This is a genomic window from Thermomicrobium roseum DSM 5159 (assembly GCF_000021685.1).
In the GTDB taxonomy this organism is placed as follows: Bacteria; Chloroflexota; Chloroflexia; order Thermomicrobiales; family Thermomicrobiaceae; genus Thermomicrobium; species Thermomicrobium roseum.
This window is the reverse complement of the sequence record NC_011959.1, coordinates 1,664,680-1,684,768: the sequence shown is the minus strand read 5'-3', so window position 1 is coordinate 1,684,768 and position 20,089 is coordinate 1,664,680. Positions and strand designations below refer to the sequence as shown.

General features: G+C 63.2%; 15 protein-coding genes. 1 reads left to right on the top strand and 14 read right to left on the bottom strand.

Features of this window, described 5'->3' with window-relative positions; all coding sequences use genetic code 11:
- Positions 1-5: 5 nt before the first annotated feature.
- The 12 genes from TRD_RS07875 to TRD_RS07820 form a co-directional block, all read right to left on the bottom strand.
- Complete coding sequence (locus TRD_RS07875) at positions 6-548, bottom strand: acetyl-CoA carboxylase biotin carboxyl carrier protein (RefSeq protein ID WP_052294082.1); 543 nt, start codon at positions 546-548, stop codon at positions 6-8.
- Positions 549-634: 86 nt separating this feature from the next.
- The gene (locus TRD_RS07870; protein ID WP_015922624.1) at positions 635-2,449 is read right to left on the bottom strand and encodes a PEP-utilizing enzyme; all 1,815 of its coding nucleotides are present in this window, start codon (positions 2,447-2,449) and stop codon (positions 635-637) included.
- A 435-nt stretch (positions 2,450-2,884) separates the two neighbouring features.
- Entirely contained in the window at positions 2,885-3,271 is a 387-nt protein-coding gene (gene queF, locus TRD_RS07865; protein ID WP_015922622.1) for a preQ(1) synthase, read from the bottom strand.
- Between the two features lie 194 nt (positions 3,272-3,465).
- The gene (locus TRD_RS07860) at positions 3,466-5,271 is read right to left on the bottom strand and encodes a beta propeller repeat protein (protein WP_015922621.1); all 1,806 of its coding nucleotides are present in this window, start codon (positions 5,269-5,271) and stop codon (positions 3,466-3,468) included.
- A 20-nt stretch (positions 5,272-5,291) separates the two neighbouring features.
- On the bottom strand, positions 5,292-6,902 hold the full coding sequence (locus TRD_RS07855) for a TCP-1/cpn60 chaperonin family protein (protein ID WP_015922620.1): 1,611 nt from the start codon (positions 6,900-6,902) through the stop codon (positions 5,292-5,294).
- An 81-nt stretch (positions 6,903-6,983) separates the two neighbouring features.
- The gene (locus tag TRD_RS07850; RefSeq protein WP_015922619.1) at positions 6,984-8,441 is read right to left on the bottom strand and encodes an ABC transporter substrate-binding protein; all 1,458 of its coding nucleotides are present in this window, start codon (positions 8,439-8,441) and stop codon (positions 6,984-6,986) included.
- Positions 8,442-8,462: 21 nt separating this feature from the next.
- Positions 8,463-9,362 carry a carbohydrate ABC transporter permease gene (locus TRD_RS07845; RefSeq protein ID WP_015922618.1) on the bottom strand — a complete coding sequence of 300 codons (900 nt, stop codon included), beginning with the start codon at positions 9,360-9,362 and terminating at the stop codon, positions 8,463-8,465.
- A 4-nt stretch (positions 9,363-9,366) separates the two neighbouring features.
- Positions 9,367-10,311 (bottom strand): carbohydrate ABC transporter permease, encoded by a 945-nt coding sequence (locus TRD_RS07840; protein ID WP_015922617.1) that lies wholly within the window; start codon positions 10,309-10,311, stop codon positions 9,367-9,369.
- Positions 10,312-10,983: 672 nt separating this feature from the next.
- Positions 10,984-11,862 carry an ABC transporter permease gene (locus TRD_RS07835; protein ID WP_015922616.1) on the bottom strand — a complete coding sequence of 293 codons (879 nt, stop codon included), beginning with the start codon at positions 11,860-11,862 and terminating at the stop codon, positions 10,984-10,986.
- A gap of 3 nt (positions 11,863-11,865) precedes the next feature.
- Entirely contained in the window at positions 11,866-12,828 is a 963-nt protein-coding gene (locus tag TRD_RS07830; protein WP_015922615.1) for an ABC transporter permease, read from the bottom strand.
- Positions 12,829-12,875: 47 nt separating this feature from the next.
- On the bottom strand, positions 12,876-14,570 hold the full coding sequence (locus TRD_RS07825) for an ABC transporter substrate-binding protein (protein ID WP_015922614.1): 1,695 nt from the start codon (positions 14,568-14,570) through the stop codon (positions 12,876-12,878).
- Positions 14,571-14,897: 327 nt separating this feature from the next.
- Entirely contained in the window at positions 14,898-16,274 is a 1,377-nt protein-coding gene (locus TRD_RS07820) for an RDD family protein (RefSeq protein WP_015922613.1), read from the bottom strand.
- 203 nt (positions 16,275-16,477) lie between these two features.
- Here TRD_RS07820 and mutL point away from each other — a divergent pair, with 203 nt between their 5' ends.
- Positions 16,478-18,205 (top strand): DNA mismatch repair endonuclease MutL, encoded by a 1,728-nt coding sequence (gene mutL / locus TRD_RS07815; RefSeq protein ID WP_015922612.1) that lies wholly within the window; start codon positions 16,478-16,480, stop codon positions 18,203-18,205.
- On the opposite strand, the gene TRD_RS07810 is transcribed toward mutL, so the two are convergent.
- Together TRD_RS07810 and TRD_RS07805 are read right to left on the bottom strand one after the other, a co-directional pair.
- The gene (locus TRD_RS07810; RefSeq protein WP_015922611.1) at positions 18,202-18,939 is read right to left on the bottom strand and encodes a response regulator; all 738 of its coding nucleotides are present in this window, start codon (positions 18,937-18,939) and stop codon (positions 18,202-18,204) included. The two genes, mutL and TRD_RS07810, sit on opposite strands and share 4 nt — an antisense overlap.
- Positions 18,936-20,030: a sensor histidine kinase gene (locus TRD_RS07805; protein ID WP_015922610.1), complete on the bottom strand. Its 1,095-nt coding sequence runs from the start codon at positions 20,028-20,030 to the stop codon at positions 18,936-18,938. Before TRD_RS07805 ends, TRD_RS07810 begins: the two co-directional genes overlap by 4 nt.
- Positions 20,031-20,089 lie beyond the last annotated feature (59 nt).

Sequence of the window (20,089 nt, the reverse complement as noted above, 5' to 3'; positions counted from 1 at the left end):
CTCCCTCATGGTGTGATCGGTGTGTCGGCCGTGTCGGCAGCAATGGTTGCCCGCACCAGGAACAAGGGTTGGCCGCGGTCGACGGCTTGGCCGTTCTCGACACAGACTTGTACGATGGTTCCAGTGACTCCAGCTTGTATGGAGTGCATGAGCTTCATCACTTCGATGATTCCGACAACGGTATCGTCTTGGACGATGCTCCCGATATCGACGAAAGGCGGAGCGCCGGGACGAGGGGCTCGGTAGAAGATTCCCTTGAGTGGTGCCATAATGGGGACCAGTTGGTCGTTCATCCTATTTTCGCTCGAGATGCCAGGCGCCACTGGTGTCGTCGTTGATGGCAGCACGGTCGATCGGTCTTCCTGAGGAGAGGGAACTGTTTCGTCCGATGGTGCCTCTGTGCTGCTGGGGACAGGGGCGGTACGCGTACCGCTGGGTCCCCGACGAACGATCAGCTTGAGCTGAGGCGTTTCCAGGTAGAGTTCATCGAACGATGATTCTTCGAGTATGCGGAGAATCTCTTGCACATCCTCGGGGGTCAATTCCATCGTCGACTCCTCGTCCGCGAATCCGCCTTGCATGCCGCACAGCCACATGTCCAGTGGTCTCACCGCCGTTTGGGAATCTCAGCGAGTCACTCGAAAATCGTCACCGTGCCCTCGTTTCCGTCGACGCGCAGCTGTTGTCCGGTACGGATACGCTTGGTCGCGATCCCGGTGCCGAGCACGGCTGGTACGCCATACTCGCGCGCGACGATCGCTGCATGGGACATGACTCCACCGATGTCGGTCACGATGCCGCGGACACGGGCGAAGACGGGAGCCCAGCTGGGCTCGGTGACCGAGCAGACGAGGATCTCGCCATCCTGTACGGTCTGGAGTTCCGCGACGTCGAAGATGACGCGTGCTGGACCTTCGACGACACCTGGTGAAGCTGCGAAGCCGCGCAGGATGTTGCTCTTCTCCCTGGTGATCCAGGCTCGGAGGCGTTCTGGGGTGATGCCCCAGAGCATGACGATCGCAGGATCAGCGATCTGCTCGGGGACGACTCCGAGCGCTGGTGGTGGATTGAATGCTCGCAGCTTGGCGAGCAGCATCTTGCGATGCTCGATGGCTGCGGGCCAGTGCCGGGGACCGAAAGCCTCGGTCCCGATCGACCACGCGAGCAGAAGATCAGTGAGTGCTTGATATACTTCCGTCCAATGCAGATAGAAGATATCATCCACCGCACGGAAGAAACCGTGTTCGACGAAGAGTGTACCCAACTCGCGGAGCTTGTTCCACCACTGGCTCATGAACCAATGATCGACCCAGAATTTGTGATCTTCGATGGCATAGTAGACCTGGCGGACGAGCGCGAGCAACTGGTCAAACGCCTGGCGGTCAGTATCCGTCGGAAGAAGCGCCCGGTACTCGGCAGTGATCCGCTCCCGCTCCTCACGCACGCTCGATGTGTCGCGCTCGATCGACTCGCCGCGTCGCACACGCCTGACGTACTCGATCAAGACGGCGAAGATCGGGCTGGGATCATCGCGCCATGCGCGGAACTGGTGCTGGAGGCCGTCGCCTGCGTTGATCCAGAACCACGGATCGCCACGTTGGTTCCATTCTTGCAGCCAGGCACGCCCGTTGTCGTGCTGCTGGAGTTCCGCGAAGACCTCACGCCAGGAACGACCCTCGACGAAGGCATCGGCGATACCGAGTTCGACCGCTCTTCGGGCCAGTGCTCGCAGTTCTTGATCGGGTCGCATCATACTGACGTCGATACCCGACACCATCAAGATGACTTGTTGGTCCGGAATTTCCGGGAAGAAACGCTTGCAAAAATCGTAGAAGGTCAGGTACGCAGCGAAGCCGATCATCACGATCTCGCAATGGATCTGAGCGATGCGGAACAATGCTTCGATGACGCGGTTGTAGCTTTCCAGGATCGTCATCGAGGTACCGATGCCGCGATGAGCGAAGACGAGTTCCTCCGGCTCGATCTCGGGAAGTTCGGGGAATGGGATCCCTTCCAGGGTCTGAATTTCGCGGACGACGCGCTGTTTCCAGTCCTCGTAGATGGACGCCCAGTTCTCGTAGTAATGACCAGCTCGGCGCTGGAAGAGTTCGACGCGTTCCTGAATCTTCTGGGGATCGGTCACCGGAATGCCGCTGATATAAACGTAGCCGTTCAGGACGCGAAAGTCGACGCCCAGTGCTGGCGGAATGCAAAAGAAGCGCGCGTTCATCTCCCCGATCGCCACATAGAACGCCTCAGCGGTGATGACGTCGAAGGGAGAGATCGGCTCCGGGAAGTGCATGCCGTTGTAGAACCAGAGGCGCGACTCTTCCGAATCGCGGCGGGCTTGGGAAAAACGCATGTAGGCTGGGTACATCGCCTCCCAGCCCTCGCACCCGGCTGGCGTCTCGACCTCGAAGGGGCTCGGAAAGCGCAAGATCGTGCTCATGCGTGACCTCCGCTCAGCTAATGACAGCCCGCCGTTCGCTCGCTCGTGATCGAATCGCGCACCGACCATCCCTCGAACTGATAGCCGAATTGCTGACGATCACTCGAGGCGGATGTGCTGCCGTGACCTACTGATCTCCGCCGTGCTCTCTGGCTCCGGCATCGGCCGGATGACCTTCTGACCGGTTCGAAACGACGATCGATGTCCCAATCTGAAGCTTCAGTGATGAAGATAGAACACAGGCGGAGAGCTGTCAAGATGCGCGGAAGGCGCCTTGGTCACATTGATGCGACAAGAGGTGCTGCCCAACCGCTCCATCGCTCGAGGGGCGACAGACGAGTCGGCGGGCCAACCGTGACGAAGGGAGAGCGCTTTCCCCTCTGCAGTCCGGGCGCTCTGCAGAGCGACTGGCGCTCCAGTCGTTTACCAGTGCACTCAATCCGCTGCCAGTCGCGCTGGTCCCTCGGCCGTGCGCTCGTAGCGAGCGGTGACCACGGTATGGAGTCCACCACGGATGTTGAAGTCAGCGATGACGGTCATCCGGCGCGGCTCGAGCGTCCGTACCAGGTCGTCGAGGATGGTATTGGTGACCTCCTCGTGATAGTGCCCCTCGTTCCGATAGGACCAGAGATACAGCTTGAGCGACTTGAGCTCGACGATCCACTGGTCGGGCACATAGCGGATGGTGATCGTCGCGAAGTCCGGCTGACCGGTTCTCGGGCAGACGCAGGTGAACTCGTTGGTCGTGATCTCGATCTCGTAGTCCCGCTCTGGTTTCGGGTTGGGAATGCGTTCCAGTTCTTTGCTCGGTTGCGTCGGCATGGTCGATCCTCCCTGTCATCATCGTGCTCGAGCAAGTGTAGCGAACGAGCGTCATTTCCTGTGTTCGCGAGGACTGATCCAGCCTCGGTGGATGGTCGAGAGCCGGTTCTCTTCTCGCGAACCGATCCGCGCAGCGGCTCGGTGGCCGCTCGCTCGGGGCGCTTTGACTCGAGCGTATCCGCCTGGGCGGTGGCTCACTCCTCGGCGAATCGCCAGATCGTCCCGCCGACATCGGCAGCGTAGCCCTGCAGCGCTCCGACCGCTCGTCCGCCCGTGACCGCAACGATGGTGTGTTGCGGAAGACTCGGCTCCAACTTGCGGAGTTCTCCCGTCGTCTCGCAGTACCAAAGACTCGTGCCAGTAGCGATGAACCATCCGGTCTTACCCGCCCGGCCGAGGGCTGAGACCGGGTTGTCGAGTTCCTCGACGAAACGGATCAGCGGGCGGCCGAGCGGCTGGCGAACGATCCAGACTTCGTTCTCAGCGACGACCAGAATGGCTTCCCCGTTCTCTGACCACAGCATGCGGACGATACCGGTCTCAGGCAACGGTTCCGACCAGGGATAGTGTCGCCAATCGCCATCAGGAAGAGTGCGGATGGACAAAGCCTGGCGCAGCTCTTCCATCCGCACCGTCAGAAGGGCGAGCGCGCTCCCGTTCGGCGCCAGCGCTGCTCCCTGGACGAGCGCGAACGCCTCGCTCTCGCTGGTCTGCCAGGTGATCCCACCATCGGTCGACGCGTGTAGTAACACGACGGGCTCGAGCGTCGGCTCGACATCGTGTTCGATCAGGAAGACCGTACGCCCGTCATCGCTGACCAGAAGCCAGGTCGATTCGGAGATGTCGTCGAGCGCGTACATCTCTTGCCAGTGCAGTGCATCGGATGAGCGAAGGACTGCGTCGAGTGCCAGTGCGAAAAGCGGACCAGTTGCACCGCCAGCAAACTGGGCGAGGCCACGATCGAGTACGACGCGCTCCCAGGTTCGACCCTCGTCAGGCGAGCGGAGCACCGTCCCCGAATAGTCGCTCGTAACCAGCTCACCGTTGGCGCGGACGACGATGCCGAGCGGGAAGTGACCGTACAACTCATCGTTCCACTCCCGCCACGTCCTGACCGGTCGCTCACCGAGGAGGCATCCCTGCGAGAGGGTTCCGACGACCAGCCATCGCTCGTCGAGGACAGCGAGACTCAGGGCGGGACTGGGAAGGTCCGGAAGCGCTTCCCAATGCTCACCGTCGGATGACCAGACGAGGGAGCGATCACTGGCCGCAGCGACGACCCTCCCTGCGCGATCGGTGGCCAGGACACTCCAACTTCCCTGGTGGGGGAGGGAGATGGCTCGCCAAGAGCGGCCACGGTCGTCGGAGCGGAACAGTCCCTCGTCCCCACCGACCAGGCAGGAGACGCGCCCGCTCTCGTTTGTCAGGAAAGCACCGCACTCGAGGAGACCAGGTACCGGAGCGGCCGCCTGCCAGCGCCAGCGACGCGATCGGTTGACGAAAACGCCATCGCTGGTCACGAGCAGTGCGAGGTGATCCTCCGCGAACCGGGGCGAAAGCGCGAGGTCAACGATCTCGACCTGAGTGGCCAATCCCGCATTCGCTGCTTCCCAGCTGGTTCCAGCGTCGGGAGAGATGAGCACTCCGTCGAGCTGATCAGCCACGACGACGAGTTGCTGTTCACCCTCTCGGCTCGTGCGGAGTGCGACGATCGAGGTCGCTTCCAGACAGCGTTGCCAGCTTCCATCGACTTTCGAGCGATAGAGACCGGAGGGTGTCGCGATGTAGCGATCGCCCCAGGGAGCGATCGCGACCGGATTCGCCAATTCCAAGCGCCCCCAGTTCGCCGGAAAGGGGAGGGGTACCCAAGTCTCGCCTGGCCGCGTTGCTACGAATGCGCCACTGGCTGTTCCCGCAAGGAGGATGTGCCCATCGGTGGCGAGGGAGAGTACCGCGCCGCCGGTCGGCCGGACGAGCCGCTGCCAGGCTACTCGTGTCATGGGTAACGATCCCCTCGTGTTCAGGGCTCCGCGCTCGATGCGGGCCAGGTCCGGTGGACGAGGACTTCGGTGGTGAGAAAGCTCCGTGCCAGGCTCCAACTGGTCTGGACTGCCGCTTCGAGGACGCCGAGCGGATCGAGCAGACGAGCCGACCAGGGCTCGACCCAGCGGTCAGCGCACACATCGTAAACCAAATCCGGCGCGACAGCGAGCGCGCGGGTTGTGACGGTGGCTGGATCCCGTCCAGCATTGGCGACGAGGGTCCACAACGGTTCGAGCAATGCTTTGCGGACAGCGCGGAAGACGGCGCGTTCTTCCGGTGAGCGGCTCGTTCCGTCGTCCGCAAGTGCGCGCGCCGCAACGGCGAAGCTCGCGCCTCCACCGGGCAGAAGACCGCTCGCTTGGGCGATCTGGATGGTGCGCGCGAGTCGCTCCACCATGGACAGTCGATACGCTCGCTCGGTCGGGGTCGCGGCACCGACGCGGACCTGGAGGAAGGTGCCGTGCAGTCTGGCCAGGCGCTCGCGTGCTCGCCGACGGTCGTCTTCGTCGCTTGCGGCTGCCAGTTCGGCCTCGGCCAGGGCGATCCGCTGCTGGATCGCTGCCCGCTGGCCGCGCCCACCGAGGATCGCGAAGGTCCACCGCGTGCCGGTAACCTGGCGAGCACTGCCGAGATCGCCGATGCGAGCATCCTCCAAACGCTCGCCTGCCTGGTGCCGGATGGCACGGCCGCCGGTCAGGGCGGCCAGATCTTCGAGGATGCGGATCTGCTGGAGGCCGACCGATGGCGCGGCAACGGCGGCGACCTGCTCCAGAATACCCCGAGCCAGATTGGCGGCGAGCAGTGCGAGGGCTTGGCCTTCGAGTTTACCAGCGACGATGAACAAGCGGCGAACGCGATGTCGGGCACACGCTTCGAGGATCGGGAGGAGTTGTTCCGATTCGCTCACCGTCCAGTCGGTTAGCACGATGCGCGGCTCGACGAGCTGCCAGCGTGCCTGGCTGGAGGGAAGGAGTTCCGGTGCGAGGAGACGACTCTGCCAGTGCACGCCCTGAACGAGTTCGCAGTGAATCTCGCTGCGCTCGCTCGGATCGACCAGGACGATTCCTTCGGGACCGAGTGCCTCCAGATTCTCGAGAAACTCGCTGGTCCTTTCGGGAGAAAGGTCCAGCGGTGCCAGAAGACCCGCTAGGTCGCGGATATCGTCGACCGGTCGGGCGAGCGAGCGCAGTGTGCGCCGGACGAGTGTCTCGCTCTCGTCGAGTGCGCGGATGAGTGCCGTCGGCGCAAGACCAGCGGCAAGCAGCTGGTGCAACTCGCGGAGGAGGCGAGCGGCGAGAACGGCGGTGGTCGCCGTGCCGTCCCCGGTCTCTTCGTAGACGCGCCAGACCGCATGGCGGAGCAGCATGGCTCCAGCGTTCTCGAACGGATCGGGCAGCCGGAAGGTCCGGCGCGCGATGAGAGCAGCAGTGGAGAGTACCTCGACCGAGCCAGGCTTCAGCACTTGTTCGATGACGACCGTACGCCCCAGCGGACCGAGCGTCGGTGCGAGGAGTCGCGCGAAAGTCGCACAGCCAGCCAGGAGCGGTGCGCGAGCGGTATCGCCGAAGCGAACGCGGGCGGTCGTCATCGATCTGTCCTCGCTGTTGCATGATGGCAGCGGGGGACGCGTCACGCATCCCCCGCACGAGATCCTACGAATTGTTCCAGTTCAGGCCCGGTTCTCGGGCTTGCTCCAGATCTCCTGCGCGGCTTTCACGAAGTTGGCCAGTGCCTCGCGCGGCGAGAGTCGCCGGACGCAGAGGTCCTGCATCATGTCGCCGATCACGAACTTAGTGGCGAGTTCGCCGAAAGCCCCGAGCGGTGGTGCAGCGTAGGCCATGATCCGTCCGGTGGAGATGATCTTCTGGTACTCGCTGTAGAGTTCATTCTTTTGCCAGAGGTCATGCTCGATCATGTCCTTCCAGCAGGGGATGAAGCGCCCTTTGAGCTGCTCGTTGATGTAGTTCTCGTACCAGACCGGATCCATGAGAGCGACGAGGAGGATGCGTGCGTTGTCACCACCCTTCCCGTTCTTGAACAGTCCCTCCGTCCAGACGTCGACCTGGCCGAATGAACCAGCTGGACCAGCTGGGTAGCTGTAGAACCGTGTCTTCTGGGCGAGTTCCGGCTTGTTCTTGAGCAACCAGTTGTAGATGCTCGTCGGGTTCGAGGTGAGGACGAGCTGCTCGCTCTGGTAGCCCTGATTATTGTCGCCATCATTCCAGTTGACGGATCCGGGCGGGATGATCTGGTCTTCGACATACATGGTCTGAATCAGCGCCAGGCAGTCGAGCCAAGCTTTGTCATCAGCGGTCACGGCGAGCGAGCCGTCCTCGTTCTGCAATTTCCCACCGAAAGTCCAGACCATGCCGAGGGTGTGGTTATTGGTGTCATTGATCCGGCCGAGCGTCATGCCATAGTAGTAGAGCGGTGGTTTGGTGAGCGTCTTCCCCTGCTGGCGAAACTCGTCCCAGTTGGCCGGGTACTTGAAGCCAGCCTGATCGAGAAGATCCTGGCGCGTATGGAAAGGCCAGGCATTGACGGCGAGCGGTGAAGCATACCAGCGTCCCTTGAAGGTGCAGGTCAGCTCGACCGGTTGCCAGACACCTCCCTTCTGCTGAATGAAGGGAGCAACCAGATCGGTGACATCGGTCGTTTGCCCCTGAGCCCGCCAGAACTGGGTCTGATAATCGTAGAGCCGGTAAATATCCGGCGGCGTTCCCGCTTGAACGGCCGCATTGAAGCGGTTGTAGCCTTGCGGGTTGTTGGGAATTTCCTCGAAGGAGATGGTGAAACCGTTCTTCTGGGCGATCTCCTCGAGCCGCTGCTTGATGAGTGCAGTCGTCTCGGGGAGATAGTCGACCGTTTGCCAGACCACGACTTCGCGACCCGGGATCGGGGTGAGTGCAGGCGCTTGGGCGGCGACAGCGGTCGGGGTCGGGGCGGCAGCCGGTGTCGGCGTAGTAGCAGCAACCGGGGTGGGAGTCGCGGCCGGTGCAGGTGTCGGGCTGGGTTGCGGGGCTGGAGTCGGCGTAGCTTGCCCACCACCGGCACAAGCGGCCAGCGTTGCGCCCAGCGTGGCTGCGGTCACGGCGAGAAATCGGCGACGGGAGAAAACGTTGGCCATGGGTCTCCTCCTCTCGTTCCCTCAGTCCTTGACTGCTCCAGCTGTCCAACCAGCGATCACCCAGCGTTGCCCGAAGAGGTAGATCACGAGCGGCGGGAGGGACATGATGGTCGCAGCGGCCATCATCTGTCCCCAGTAGTACTGGTCGCCGACCACATACGCGGCGAGCCCCACGGGAGCGGTCATGACTTGCTGTTTCTGCAGCAAGACCAGCGCATAGAGGAACTCGTTCCAGGAGAGCGTAAAGGCGAAGACCGCAGCGACGACGAGCGCAGGACCGGACAGGGGAACCATGATGCGCCAGAGGACCTGCCACCGGCTCGCACCGTCGATGAGCGCGGCTTCCTCGAGTTCGATCGGAACGGTACGGAAATAGCCCATGAGCATCCAGGTCGCGAAGGGAACCGTGAACGTGAGGTAGGCGAGCGTGAGTCCGACCAGGTTATCGCGCAAGCCGAGCCGACTCATCATGACGAAGAGCGGGATGAAGAGGATCGTGCCTGGGGCCAGGTAAGCATAGACGAGCAAGCGTGCCAGAACCGTGCGTCCGGCGAAGCGGAGCCGGGTGAGTGCATACCCTGCCATGGCTCCGAGCAGCGTGGAGACGACCGTGGTGGCGACCGCGACGACAGCGCTGTTACGAAGCTGGCGGAGGAAGGGGTAACTGGGACCGAGAATCTTCTCGTAGTGCTCGCCAGTAAGGACACGGGGAACCAGTGTCACAGTGGGGCTGAAAAGATCGACATCGGCGCGCAGGGAGGTCGCCAATTGCCAGTACACCGGGAAGAGCGTCCAGAGCGCGAGTGCGAGCAGCAGAAGATAGCCGACGAGGTAGTAGGCGCGGTTCTGTTGCGTGAGCCAGAGGATGAGCCCGCGCTCGCGTGGTCGGGATGATTCGACTGGACGGATCGCCTCGGCCATCGCTTCATCCTTCCTGGCGCAGCATGCGTCGAGTGAGGAAGTAGATGAGGATCGCGAAAATCGGGAAGAAGACGAGCGGGATGGCCGACGCGATCCCCAGATCGTAAGCGGTCATCCCCTCGTGGTAAGCCAGCAAGGGGAAGGTTTCGGTGACGTTAGCTGGTCCACCGTTGGTGAGGATGTAGACGTACTGGATCGCGTTGGAAGTCCAGATAGCGGAGAGCATGACGGTCACCGTGATCACCGGGGTGAGCAGGGGCAGAGTGATACGGAAGTACTGCTGCAGCGGATTTGCACCATCGATCGCCGCAGCTTCGTACAGTTCGCGCGGGATGGCCTGGAGACCTGCCAGAAAGGTCATCGTCCAGAAGGGTGACCCTTGCCAGATTGCGGCGATCAGGACGGACCAGAGAGCGAGCTTGGGGTCAGCCAGGAACAGGATCGGGCGCTCGACGAGCCCGAGATTCGTCAGGAGCGTATTGAGGACACCATTGACATCATTGTAGATCCATTTCCAGGTGAACGCAGATACCACTGCTGGAATGGCCCAGGGTATGAACAAGAGAGTTCGCCAAAAATGGCGAGCCCGTATCTGTGAATGCAGAATAATAGCACTGATCATGCCGATGATGAACTTGCCGGCCAGTGCGCCCGCGGTGTAGAGTGCCGTTACCTTCACGCTGTTCCAGAACAGTCCGTAGATCCGGCTTTCGCTATCCAAGAGCAAGCGTGCGTAATTACCCAGGCCGATGAATTGGCCTTGCCCGCCTACCTTGATGTCCTGCAACGAGAGCCAGAACGCGTAGCCGAGGGGATAAGCGACCAGCCCAACCACCACGACGAAGGCAGGAAGTGTCAAAGCATACCCGAGCCAGAAATCGCGTCCCAGCCGGGATGTGCGCGGTGCTGCCGAAACCGCTGTCCGTTCTGCCGTACGTAGAAGTGCCATGGTGTTCGACCTTTCGAACACTCCGCGTCACGACGCGGATCTGTCGTCGGTAGGTACCCATAGAGTAGCAGACCCCCACTGAGTACGCAAGAGGGAGGTGGTCCAATGGCACCATCGACGGGTCGGCGTCTCGCACGACAGGGAATGCGAATGCGCCATGCTTTCTCTCTCCTCGCCTCGATCGGTTCCGCGCGGAGCGCGCGGTCAGGCAGGGTGAGCGGCCGGGGCGGACAGCCGTGACGGGGTTCTGAAGGCCCTTTGCACTGCTCAACCCCGCGGGTGGGGCGTGCACGGGTCGACGCACGGGGCAGGAGGGGGCAGCAGGCGCGGTGACCGCGGCGTGCACGATCTCCTCCTGCCGCGCTTTCCTTCTTCTTTGTGGCGTGCCGCGGGTACCGGACCCAGCAGGTGATTCCGCACAGGGTGAAGGTCAGGACTCGAAGGCGCACGTGGTGGTCGACCGATCGCCGTGGAACGGACTCGAGGGTTCTTTCGGCGCGCGATGCTGAGTGTCTGGAGCGACAGTGGCCGAAGATCTGGTCTGGTCGCTCGAGTGAGCCGCGGCTTCGATGCGGTGACGAACCTGCATGCCATGGTCGGGCAGGGGCGGCGATACAGGCTACTGCGCGTGCTGAGCGAGAGCAGGCGCAGCAGCCTGCGGCCGGTAGTCGTTCACGCGTTGGTCTGGCTGCGCAAGCGTGGATCGAAGTAGTCGGCCAGCATGTCGCCCAGGATATTGAAGCAAAGGATCAGAATGGTGACGATGAGACCAGGGAAGATGACCATCCAGGGAGCGCGAGTGAAGTAGAGCGAGGCAGCACCGGTCAGCATGTTGCCGAGGGAGGGGTTGGGTGGTTGAACGCCGAGTCCGAGGAAACTCAAGCCGGTCTCGACGAAGATCGCGGCTCCCAGGTTGAGGGAGGAGAGTACTGCGACCGGTCCGAGGCAGTTCGGGAGCACATGGCGGAGCATGATCCGCCAGTGGCTGGCTCCGAGCGCGCGGGCGGCCTCACAGAAGAGCGATTCGGAGACGCGCAACGCGGCAGCACGCATGACACGGACCCCGACGGGAGTCAGGGATAACGCGATGGCGCCGACCAACTGGATGCGCCCAGGTCCGAGTACGGCCACGACCACGCTCGCGACGACCAGCGAAGGGATGGCTGTGATGATCTCCACCCCGCGCTGGAGGAGAAAGTCGATGAGCCCGCGTCGGTACCCGCCAATCAGTCCGAGAAGCGTCCCGATGATCGTACCGACCAACCCGCCGGGTACGGCGATCAGGAGCGTCGTGCGGAGGCCGTAAAGAGCGCGCGTGAAGATGTCGCGACCAAGCTCGTCGGTCCCGAACGGGTACCCAGCGGACGGTGGCTTGAGGCGGGCCGCCGCATTCGTCGCGGTCGGTGACCTCGGATTGATGCTCGGTCCGACGATCCCTGTCAAGACGATGAGGGTGAGTGCGAGCGAGACGATGAGCCCGATCCAGGGGACACGGCGGCGGGTGACACGGGTGCGGGTCGGGGTGATCGGCGCGGCGACCGCTTCAGCCATCTCTCAGCCTCTCTCGCGCAACCGGGGATCCAGGAACGAGGTGACGATGTCGGTGAGCAGGTTGATGATGACGAATGCGCTCCCCAAGATGAGAACCGCTATCTGGATGACGGGGAAGTCGCGCCGCGAGACCGCATCGACGAAGAAGAGTCCGAGACCGGGAAGATTGAACGTCGTCTCGACGATCACCACACCGCCGAGCAGGTATCCGACGCGCAGCCCCGAGAAGGCGATCGTCGGCGCGAAGGCATTGCGGAGAACGTGCCGGAGTACGACCGTCGATTCCGCGAGTCCCTTGGCTCGTGCGACCTGGACGAACGGCTCCTGGAGCACCTCGAGGACGGCATTGCGGATGAAGCGAACCAGTCCCGCTGCCAGCACGAAACCGAGGACGACGATCGGTAGGATGATCTGCTGCAGATGTGTCCAGAGATTCTGCGTCGGTGGGACGAGACCGAGGGGCGGTCGCCATCCGAAGACGAGTAGGACGGCGATGAGCACGAGGAGTCCGAGCCAGTAGGCTGGGACGGCCGAGGCGATGAAGAAAAAGACGCGGGTGATCCCCTCGGTGAAGCGACCGCGTCGTAGGGCACTGAAGAGTCCGAGCGGAAGGGCGAAGACCCAGGCCATGAACTCGGACAGAAAAGCGATTTCGATGGTCACCGGCAGACGTACGCGGAGCTCATCCGCGATCGGGCGTCCAGTGACGTAGGAATTGCCGAGACCACCGGTAACCAGCCCACCAAGAAAGTCGAAAAACTGGATGATCAGGGGGCGGTCCAGCCCCAGTTCGCGGCGCACTTGCTCGACACGCGCGGGATTGATGGTGATGTTCTCTCCGGTTCCACCGACGATCAGCGCGGCCGGGTCACCAGCGAGACGAATGAAGGTGAAGACGACGAACGTCGCGATGAGGACGACGAGAAACCCACCGATCGCTCGCCGGACGAGATACTGGACGAACATCGTCGTTCACCTTCCCGCACGTTTCCCGGCCGCGCTCGCCGTCCTGGTCAGGAGCGGAGCCACGTCGTCGCATGCTTTTCGGTCAGGTTGTAGTTCGGCTGCGGAGTCCAGTTGGCCAGGATCGCCGGCCGGAAGACGTGCCAGATGACGGGACGGTAGACGTAGATCATGCCAAAGACCGGGTCGTCGAGCGTACGGAAGTCCAGTTCGTGCGTCAACTGCTTGCGCTTGTCGATATCGAGTTCACGCTCGATTTGCTGATAGAGCTGGATGAGTTCGTCCGACCATAGGCCGGTCAAGCTGGCTTGCTCGTTGCTGGTGATCCAGGCGCCGAAGGTCGACTTGGGCTCGTCCACCCAGGGAGCATTGAAGCCGAGCGACATCTGGAACTCGCGGGCGACGACCCGCTGGACGTACTCGCCGAGCTGGAGGTTCTGCACGTTCACACGGATGCCGATCTGTCCCAGTTGATCCGCCACGAGACTTTGCGTGACTGGAGTACCGAGCGCGAAGGCGAGAAGTTCCACATCAAAACCGTTGGGGAAGCCGGCTTCGGCGAAGAGTTGCTTGGCCTGCTGGCGATCGGCCTCCTTGTCCTTCCCGAAACCCCGCGCCTGGCGCACACGGTCTTCGGGCAAGGCCCAGGCACCGTAGGGGTGCATCCAGCCGGAGAGGACGCTGCGCCCCTCGGTCATGGCCGCGATCATCGCCTCGCGGTCGATGGCGAGCGAGATCGCCTGGCGTACTCGCGGGTCCCGGAATGGTTCGAACTGGCGTCCATTGAGGACGAGGCGCCAGACGAGCGTCGTAGGAATGCCGGCAACACGGATGTCGGCGTGCCCCTGAAACAGGTCGAGCGGTGGTACCCCGAGCCCTCGATTCAAGTGAATCTGTCCGGCGATCAATGCCTGGGCAGCCACGCTGGGATCGGCCATCGGATAGAAGACGATACCGTCGAGGTAAGGCAGGTTCGGGTTCCAGTAGTTCGGGTTCTTTTCGAGTTCGTACGTGACGCCTGGGGTATAGCTTTTGAACTTGAAGGGGCCGGTGCCGATGAGGTTTTTGGTGTCGCGGAGGTCGGCGCCGGCTTCGATGAGGTGGGCGGGGTAGATGCCGGTCCAGGGGATGGCGACGTTGTAGAGGAGGGCGGGGTCGGGTTGCTTGAGGACGAAGCGGACGGTGACGTCGTCGGGGGTTTCGATGCGCTCGACGGTGTTGAAGAAGACGCTGCGGGGGCTGTTGACGCCCTCGGGAGGGGAGATGATGCGCTGGAAGGTGACGAGGACGTCCTTGCTGGTGAAGGGGCTGCCATCGTGGAACTGGACACCCTGGCGCAGGAAGAAGGTGTAGGTGAGGCCATCGCGCGAGATGTCCCAGCGGATGGCGAGATCAGGCAGGATCTTGGTCTGGTCGTTGGGATCGAACTCGAGGAGTGTTTCCAGACAGGGTGCCACGCACCAGAGGTCAGTGCTTGTGGTTGCCTGGTGCAGATCCAGGTTCGCGGGATCTCCGGGCAGATTCATGCGGAGAATCCCTCCTCGGCGGACTGCTTCTTGCGGCGGAGTCGGTGTGGCGTTCATCACCGCTGTAGGCATTGCTGCCGGAGTGTTGGTTGGTGTCGGCGCGACGATCGCCGCAGGACTCGGCGATGGTTGCTGTTGACCACCACGACAAGCAACGACGAGTGCGGAGGCGAAGGTACCGGAGATCGAGCCGAGCAGTTGCCGGCGTGTCAAGGACATACATCGCGTCCCTCCTTCTCAGGGACGAACCTGCTCCGTTCCGCGTGCGGAAGTTCCATTTCAGAGCTTAATCGATGATGCTTCAGTTGTCAAGATTCTGCTGCCCCGGAGATATCGAGCTGCTCAGGCCGGACGTGGCCGTCGCTCGCTGCTCACTTCCGGTGGAAGATCGGCAGCGCTGCCGATCGACGTTGCATGTGCTGTCGAGGGTCTTGCGTCATCATGTCAAAGAGGATCAGGAACACGTGGAAACGAGGATAGGGCGAGGCGCATTGCGGCGTGAACGAGTGTGACGAGGTTCCTCACCGATCGATGTTCGGCCGTTCTTCAGCTACCGGACGCCTCACCGAACCACACTCGGCTGCGCCACGTTCCTTCCTCGGTCTCTCTTCCGCTGACCCTAGTCGCGAACGCTGCTCCCATGCCCGACCCGGACCCTCCACCCAGCGCTGCCGCTCTATTCGTCCTCCGTTCATCGATGACCCACACGTCTGTGGCCAAGTCGTGCAGACCACGGCGATCGATCCGGAAGGGGACTGGCCACCAGGGCAAGAGAGCGAGCCAACCGAGAAGGATCACGAGCAGCGCTCGGCCGAGTGCCTTGGCCTGCCCCGGGGGCGCACCTCGTCGATCGACGACCATGAGACCGAAGGCTCGCTTGCCCAACGTCGCGTCCCAACGCCCGACCGGATACACCCAATAGGCATAGGGGACGCTGATCCCGAGCGCCAATCCGATCAACGAGCTGAGCGCATCGTAGACGCCTGCGGGAAGAACGACGAGCCCGGGTGACTCACCGACGAACAAGACCAACACGAGAGCACCCAAGAGGGCGGAGAATACCCAGAACACGATTCCATCGAGCATGGCAGCAGCCAGGCGCCGCCACACCGAACCTGGCTGTCCGGGTGCAGCAGTGGCCGATGGTGGTCGGGCGGCAGTATCCGCTTCTGCTCGGCTCCGGCTGTGCGATGCTGGCCCGTCTCTACTGGGCGGGGTGAACGTGGCGTGCGACTGGCCGGTGACACGCTCGCGTTGACCCGAACGATAGGTTCGGTAGCGTTCTTGGACGAGCGGGTCGAGGAGGTGCTCCAAGAGGCCATGGAGGCGCCGGGCAGGGGGTGTCCGCTCGGCCGCTGCCGCCAACCAGGCCAAGTCGGCGAGGGCCGTTTCCAGGCGAAGGGCCTCGGAATCGCTCAGGCTCAGTACCCGCTCGGTGCTGCGCAGGATGCGCTCGGCATGCGATCGCTCGCTGGCATCATCAGTACGGGTGTACGAGGCTCGCAGAAGGGGGAGCAATTCGCCCTGGACGACGTCGTGACTCAACCACCAGGCCAACGGGAATTCGAACGGTATCGTCAACCAGAGGCGCTGGCGCGTCACGGTGAGCGCTGATGCCGTGCCCTCGCGGTCAGTCGTTTCCATCCGGCGCCGCAGACCCCCGAGCGCTGCTGCCAACAGTCCCACCCGATCGGGATCCAGCTCGATGCGGAGGAGCCCCTCGCCCCAGCGCACCGCACTCAGCTGTTGCCGGAGTGCAGCCAGCAAGTCATCCGACGTGTCGCGCACCCAGCGCGCATACGGGGGCTCATCCGCGGCATCCTGAACGAGTTCGTGAACGTGCAGCAACAGTGCTTCCAGGGGGATCAAGATCTTGGTAGTCTCGAGGTGGCTGAAGCTGACCGTGATCGTCCGCGGGTTCACGCCTACCCCTCGGTCGTCGCTCGTCGCCTCTCCTCAGCGCGTACCCTATCGCAAAAAGATTGCACCGGCAAGCGGGCGAGGTCTGTGCGGCAGGTCTCTCCAGGGTGCGCACTGGTGGCTTCTCCCGGGTTCCGAGTGGGCGGGAGCGCTTGCCTCTTGCCGTGCTTCCCTAGGGGTATACTGGCGCGAGGGGGAACGTCGTCATGCCGATCGTCCGGCTGGACGAGGCGACCGTTCGACGGATCGCTGCCGGTGAAGTCGTCGAGCGACCGGCATCGGTCGTCAAGGAGCTCGTTGAGAATGCGTTGGATGCGGAGGCTCGGACGATCCGCGTCGAGATCGTCGCGGGTGGCCGAGAGTTGATCCGTGTCCAGGATGACGGGACGGGGATTCCACCGGACGAGCTGCCGCTGGCCGTCGAGCGGCATGCTACCTCCAAACTGCACCGCTTCGAGGACTTGGCGAGGCTCGCGAGCTATGGCTTCCGCGGCGAGGCCCTGGCGGCGATCAGCGCGGTCAGCGAGTGCGAGATCGTCTCGCGGGTACCGGATGCTCCCTATGGAGCGCGGTTGCTCGTTCGTTACGGACGCCCCGGGCGGGTCGAGCCGATCGGGGCTGCGCCGGGAACCGTGGTGACCGTTCGCGATCTCTTCGCCAATGTCCCGGCTAGACGGCGTTTCTTGCGCCAGGATGCGACCGAGGCTGCCCTCATCCAACGGACGCTCGCTGCGCTCGCTCTGGCTCGTCCGGAGGTCCGGTTCGAACTCACGAACGACGGACGAACGGTGCTGGCGACCGGCGGGAGCGGTGATCTCCTCGATGCGCTGATCGGAGTGTATGGAGCCGAGACGGCGACGCAGATGCTCCGGCTCGAGGAGTACTGTGCGGGCGAGATCGTGGTCCAGGGGGCAGTCGGTCTACCCCGCGTGTCTCGTCCCAACCGGCAAGCGCTGTTCGTGCTGGTCAATCAGCGTTGGGTGGAGAGCCGCACCCTGGTGGCAGCGATCGAACAGGCCTATCACACCTTGTTGATGGTCGGACGCTACCCGATCGGGGTCGTGGCGGTGTCGCTGCCTGGGGATCGGGTCGACGTCAATGTGCACCCGACTAAGCGCGAAGTGCGTTTCGCCGACGAGCGAGCGGTGGCCGCTGCGGTGTACGAGGCAGTCCGCCGCACCCTCTTGGCTCACGTGCCGGAAAACCCGCCGCCACCGGTGACGTTCAGCCCGCTTTCGCCGTCAGTCGTGCAACGTCGCCTCCAGGTCGCTGATCCGACGCGGGAACTCAGCAGCAGCCGCCCTGGCACGCCCGAAGAACTGGTCGATGCCCCATCGAGCACTCGCTCGGCCGACTCGGCGAACTGGCTGCCGGTCCTGCGCGTGTTGGGGCAAGTTCGGCAAGCCTACATCATCGCCGAGGGGCCGGACGGCATGTATCTGATCGACCAGCATGCCGCCCATGAGCGGATCCTGCTGGATCGGTTGCTCGCGCAGCTGGAGGCACGTGGTGTCGAGCAGCAAGCGCTCTTGGAGCCGCTGGTGCTCGAGCTTTCTCCCGTGCAACTGGCCACCGTCGAGCGCTACCGTGACGCGCTGGTCCAGCTCGGCTGGGAACTCGAGCCCTTCGGTGGGGCTGCGGTCGCTGTCCGGGCGGTTCCGGCAGTGGTCCAACGCAGCATCGAGCAGGTCCTGATCGCCGTGCTCGACGACCTCGCAGCGGGTGGGCGCGGCACGACCCCGCTCGAGCGCGTGGCCATCAGCACAGCCTGTCACTCAGCGATCCGGGCGGGACAGGAACTCTCGCTTCCCGAGATGCGCGAACTCATTCGCCAACTCGAGCAGTGCCGCGTCCCCAACGCCTGCGCGCATGGGCGCCCGACGGTGGTTCATCTGAGCACCGAGGAACTGGAGCGGCAATTCAGCCGGCGCTAGCGTCGTCCGCGCTCGCGACCGAAACTGGGGGCGGGGCCAGGGAGACTGTCCTCGGTATCCTCCAGCTTGATCCAGCCGTGGCGGAGCGCATAGATCACTGCCTGGGTACGGTCGTTGACCGCCAACTTGCGCAGGATCGACGTGATGTGGTTCTTGACGGTCTGATCGCTGATGTTGAGCGCCTGAGCGATTTCCTTGTTACTGTACCCGCGGGCCACACAATCGAGGATCTCGATTTCGCGCGGGGTCAAGGGAGAGAAAAAGCCGCTCGATGTGCGGTCGAGGCGGGAGAGTTCGCGGAACTGATCGAGGACCCGCGAGGCGACGAAGGGGCGAGAGAGAACCATCTCGTTGATGAGATATTCGCCGCGCGCGACACGGGTGATGACATCGATCAGTTGTTCGGGCTCGATGTCTTTGGTGCAGTAGGCCGAGGCTCCGGCTCGGATCGCATTGAACAGTTGCTCGTCGTCCTGGTGCATGGTGAGGATGATCACGCCAGCCTGCGGTTGCCGGCGCTTGAGAGCTCGGGCGACTTCCAATCCGTTCATGCCGGGAAGGCTGAGGTCGACCAGGATGACGTCCGGCGAGAGTTCGTCGGCCAAGCGCAGTGCCTCGCTCCCGTCGGCTGCCTCGCCGACGATGACGAACTGGGGGTTCTGCTCCAGGCTCCAGCGGATACCGCTCCGGAAGAGCGGGTGATCGTCCACGATGAGGATGTTGATCGGGCTCATGCGATCCGCTCCTTCTGTTCCTCGATCGGCGCACGTTCCTCTGCTGTGCCGGTCGTGGTACCTTCCTCGCCGCTGGCCGTCGCCAACGAGAGGTGCAACCGGATCGTCGTGCCGTGCCCCGGTTCGCTCTGGATCTCGAGCTGGCCGCCGACAAGTTCGGCGCGCTCGCGCATCCCTCGCAAGCCGAATCCACCGCTCGAGGTCGGAACGACAGCACCAGGACGGAAGCCTTGCCCGTCGTCCGCCACCTCGATGACTATTTCGGACGGATGCGCGAAAATCCTTAGCCAGCAGTGGCTGGCATGAGCATGGCGTTGGACATTGTGCAGCGCTTCCTGGATCACCCGGAAGGCAGCCAGTTCCTGCTCGGGCGTGAGCGGCGGGAGCGTTTCGGGAAGCTCGACGACGAGTTGAGCGGGAAATTGCCGGCGTAACGTCTCCAGGTACAGCGCGAGCGTGCGGAGCAAGCCGTGCTGCTGGAGCGTCGTCGGCTGGAGGGCGAACATGAACTGGCGGGTCTCGCTCAATCCCGCGCGCAGGATCGCTTCCACCCGATCCAGTTCCTGGCGCAGCTCTTCGGTGGTGATGTCACCGCGCTCGATCAGTCGGGCCAGGTACTGGATCGTCAGGATGGCGTTGGCCAGAACCTGGGCTGGGCCGTCGTGGATTTCGCGCGCCAAACGGCGGCGTTCCTCTTCTTGCGCCCGCACCATCGCTTGTCGGACGAGCAGGTCTTTGGCTGCCTTCAGATCGGGCAAGGTACCGCTGCCGCTGAGCTGCTGGCGGCTGACTGCCAAAAGCTGCAGAAACCCGGCAAGTTGCCGGCCCAATGCCTGGGCTCGTGCCAGTTGACTGGCCAGCGTATCCTCGAAAGACTGCAAGGTGTGGAGTTCGTCCTCCGGCAGCTTCCCGCCCGCATCGACGAGCCGCTCTTCGACGTGAAGCTGCATGCGCAGGCGCTGCTGCTCGAGTTCGCTCGTCAGCGTATCGACTCGGCTCCGAATCCCGTGCAGATGACGCTCGAGAGCGAGGATCGCCTCCTCGGCTTCCCGCGAAAGATCGCTCAGGATCTGCGCGACGCTTTCCGTCACGAACCTCACCGCTCTCTGGAAGTGCCAGACGGCCAGCCGACAGAGCCTACTCTCGAGTG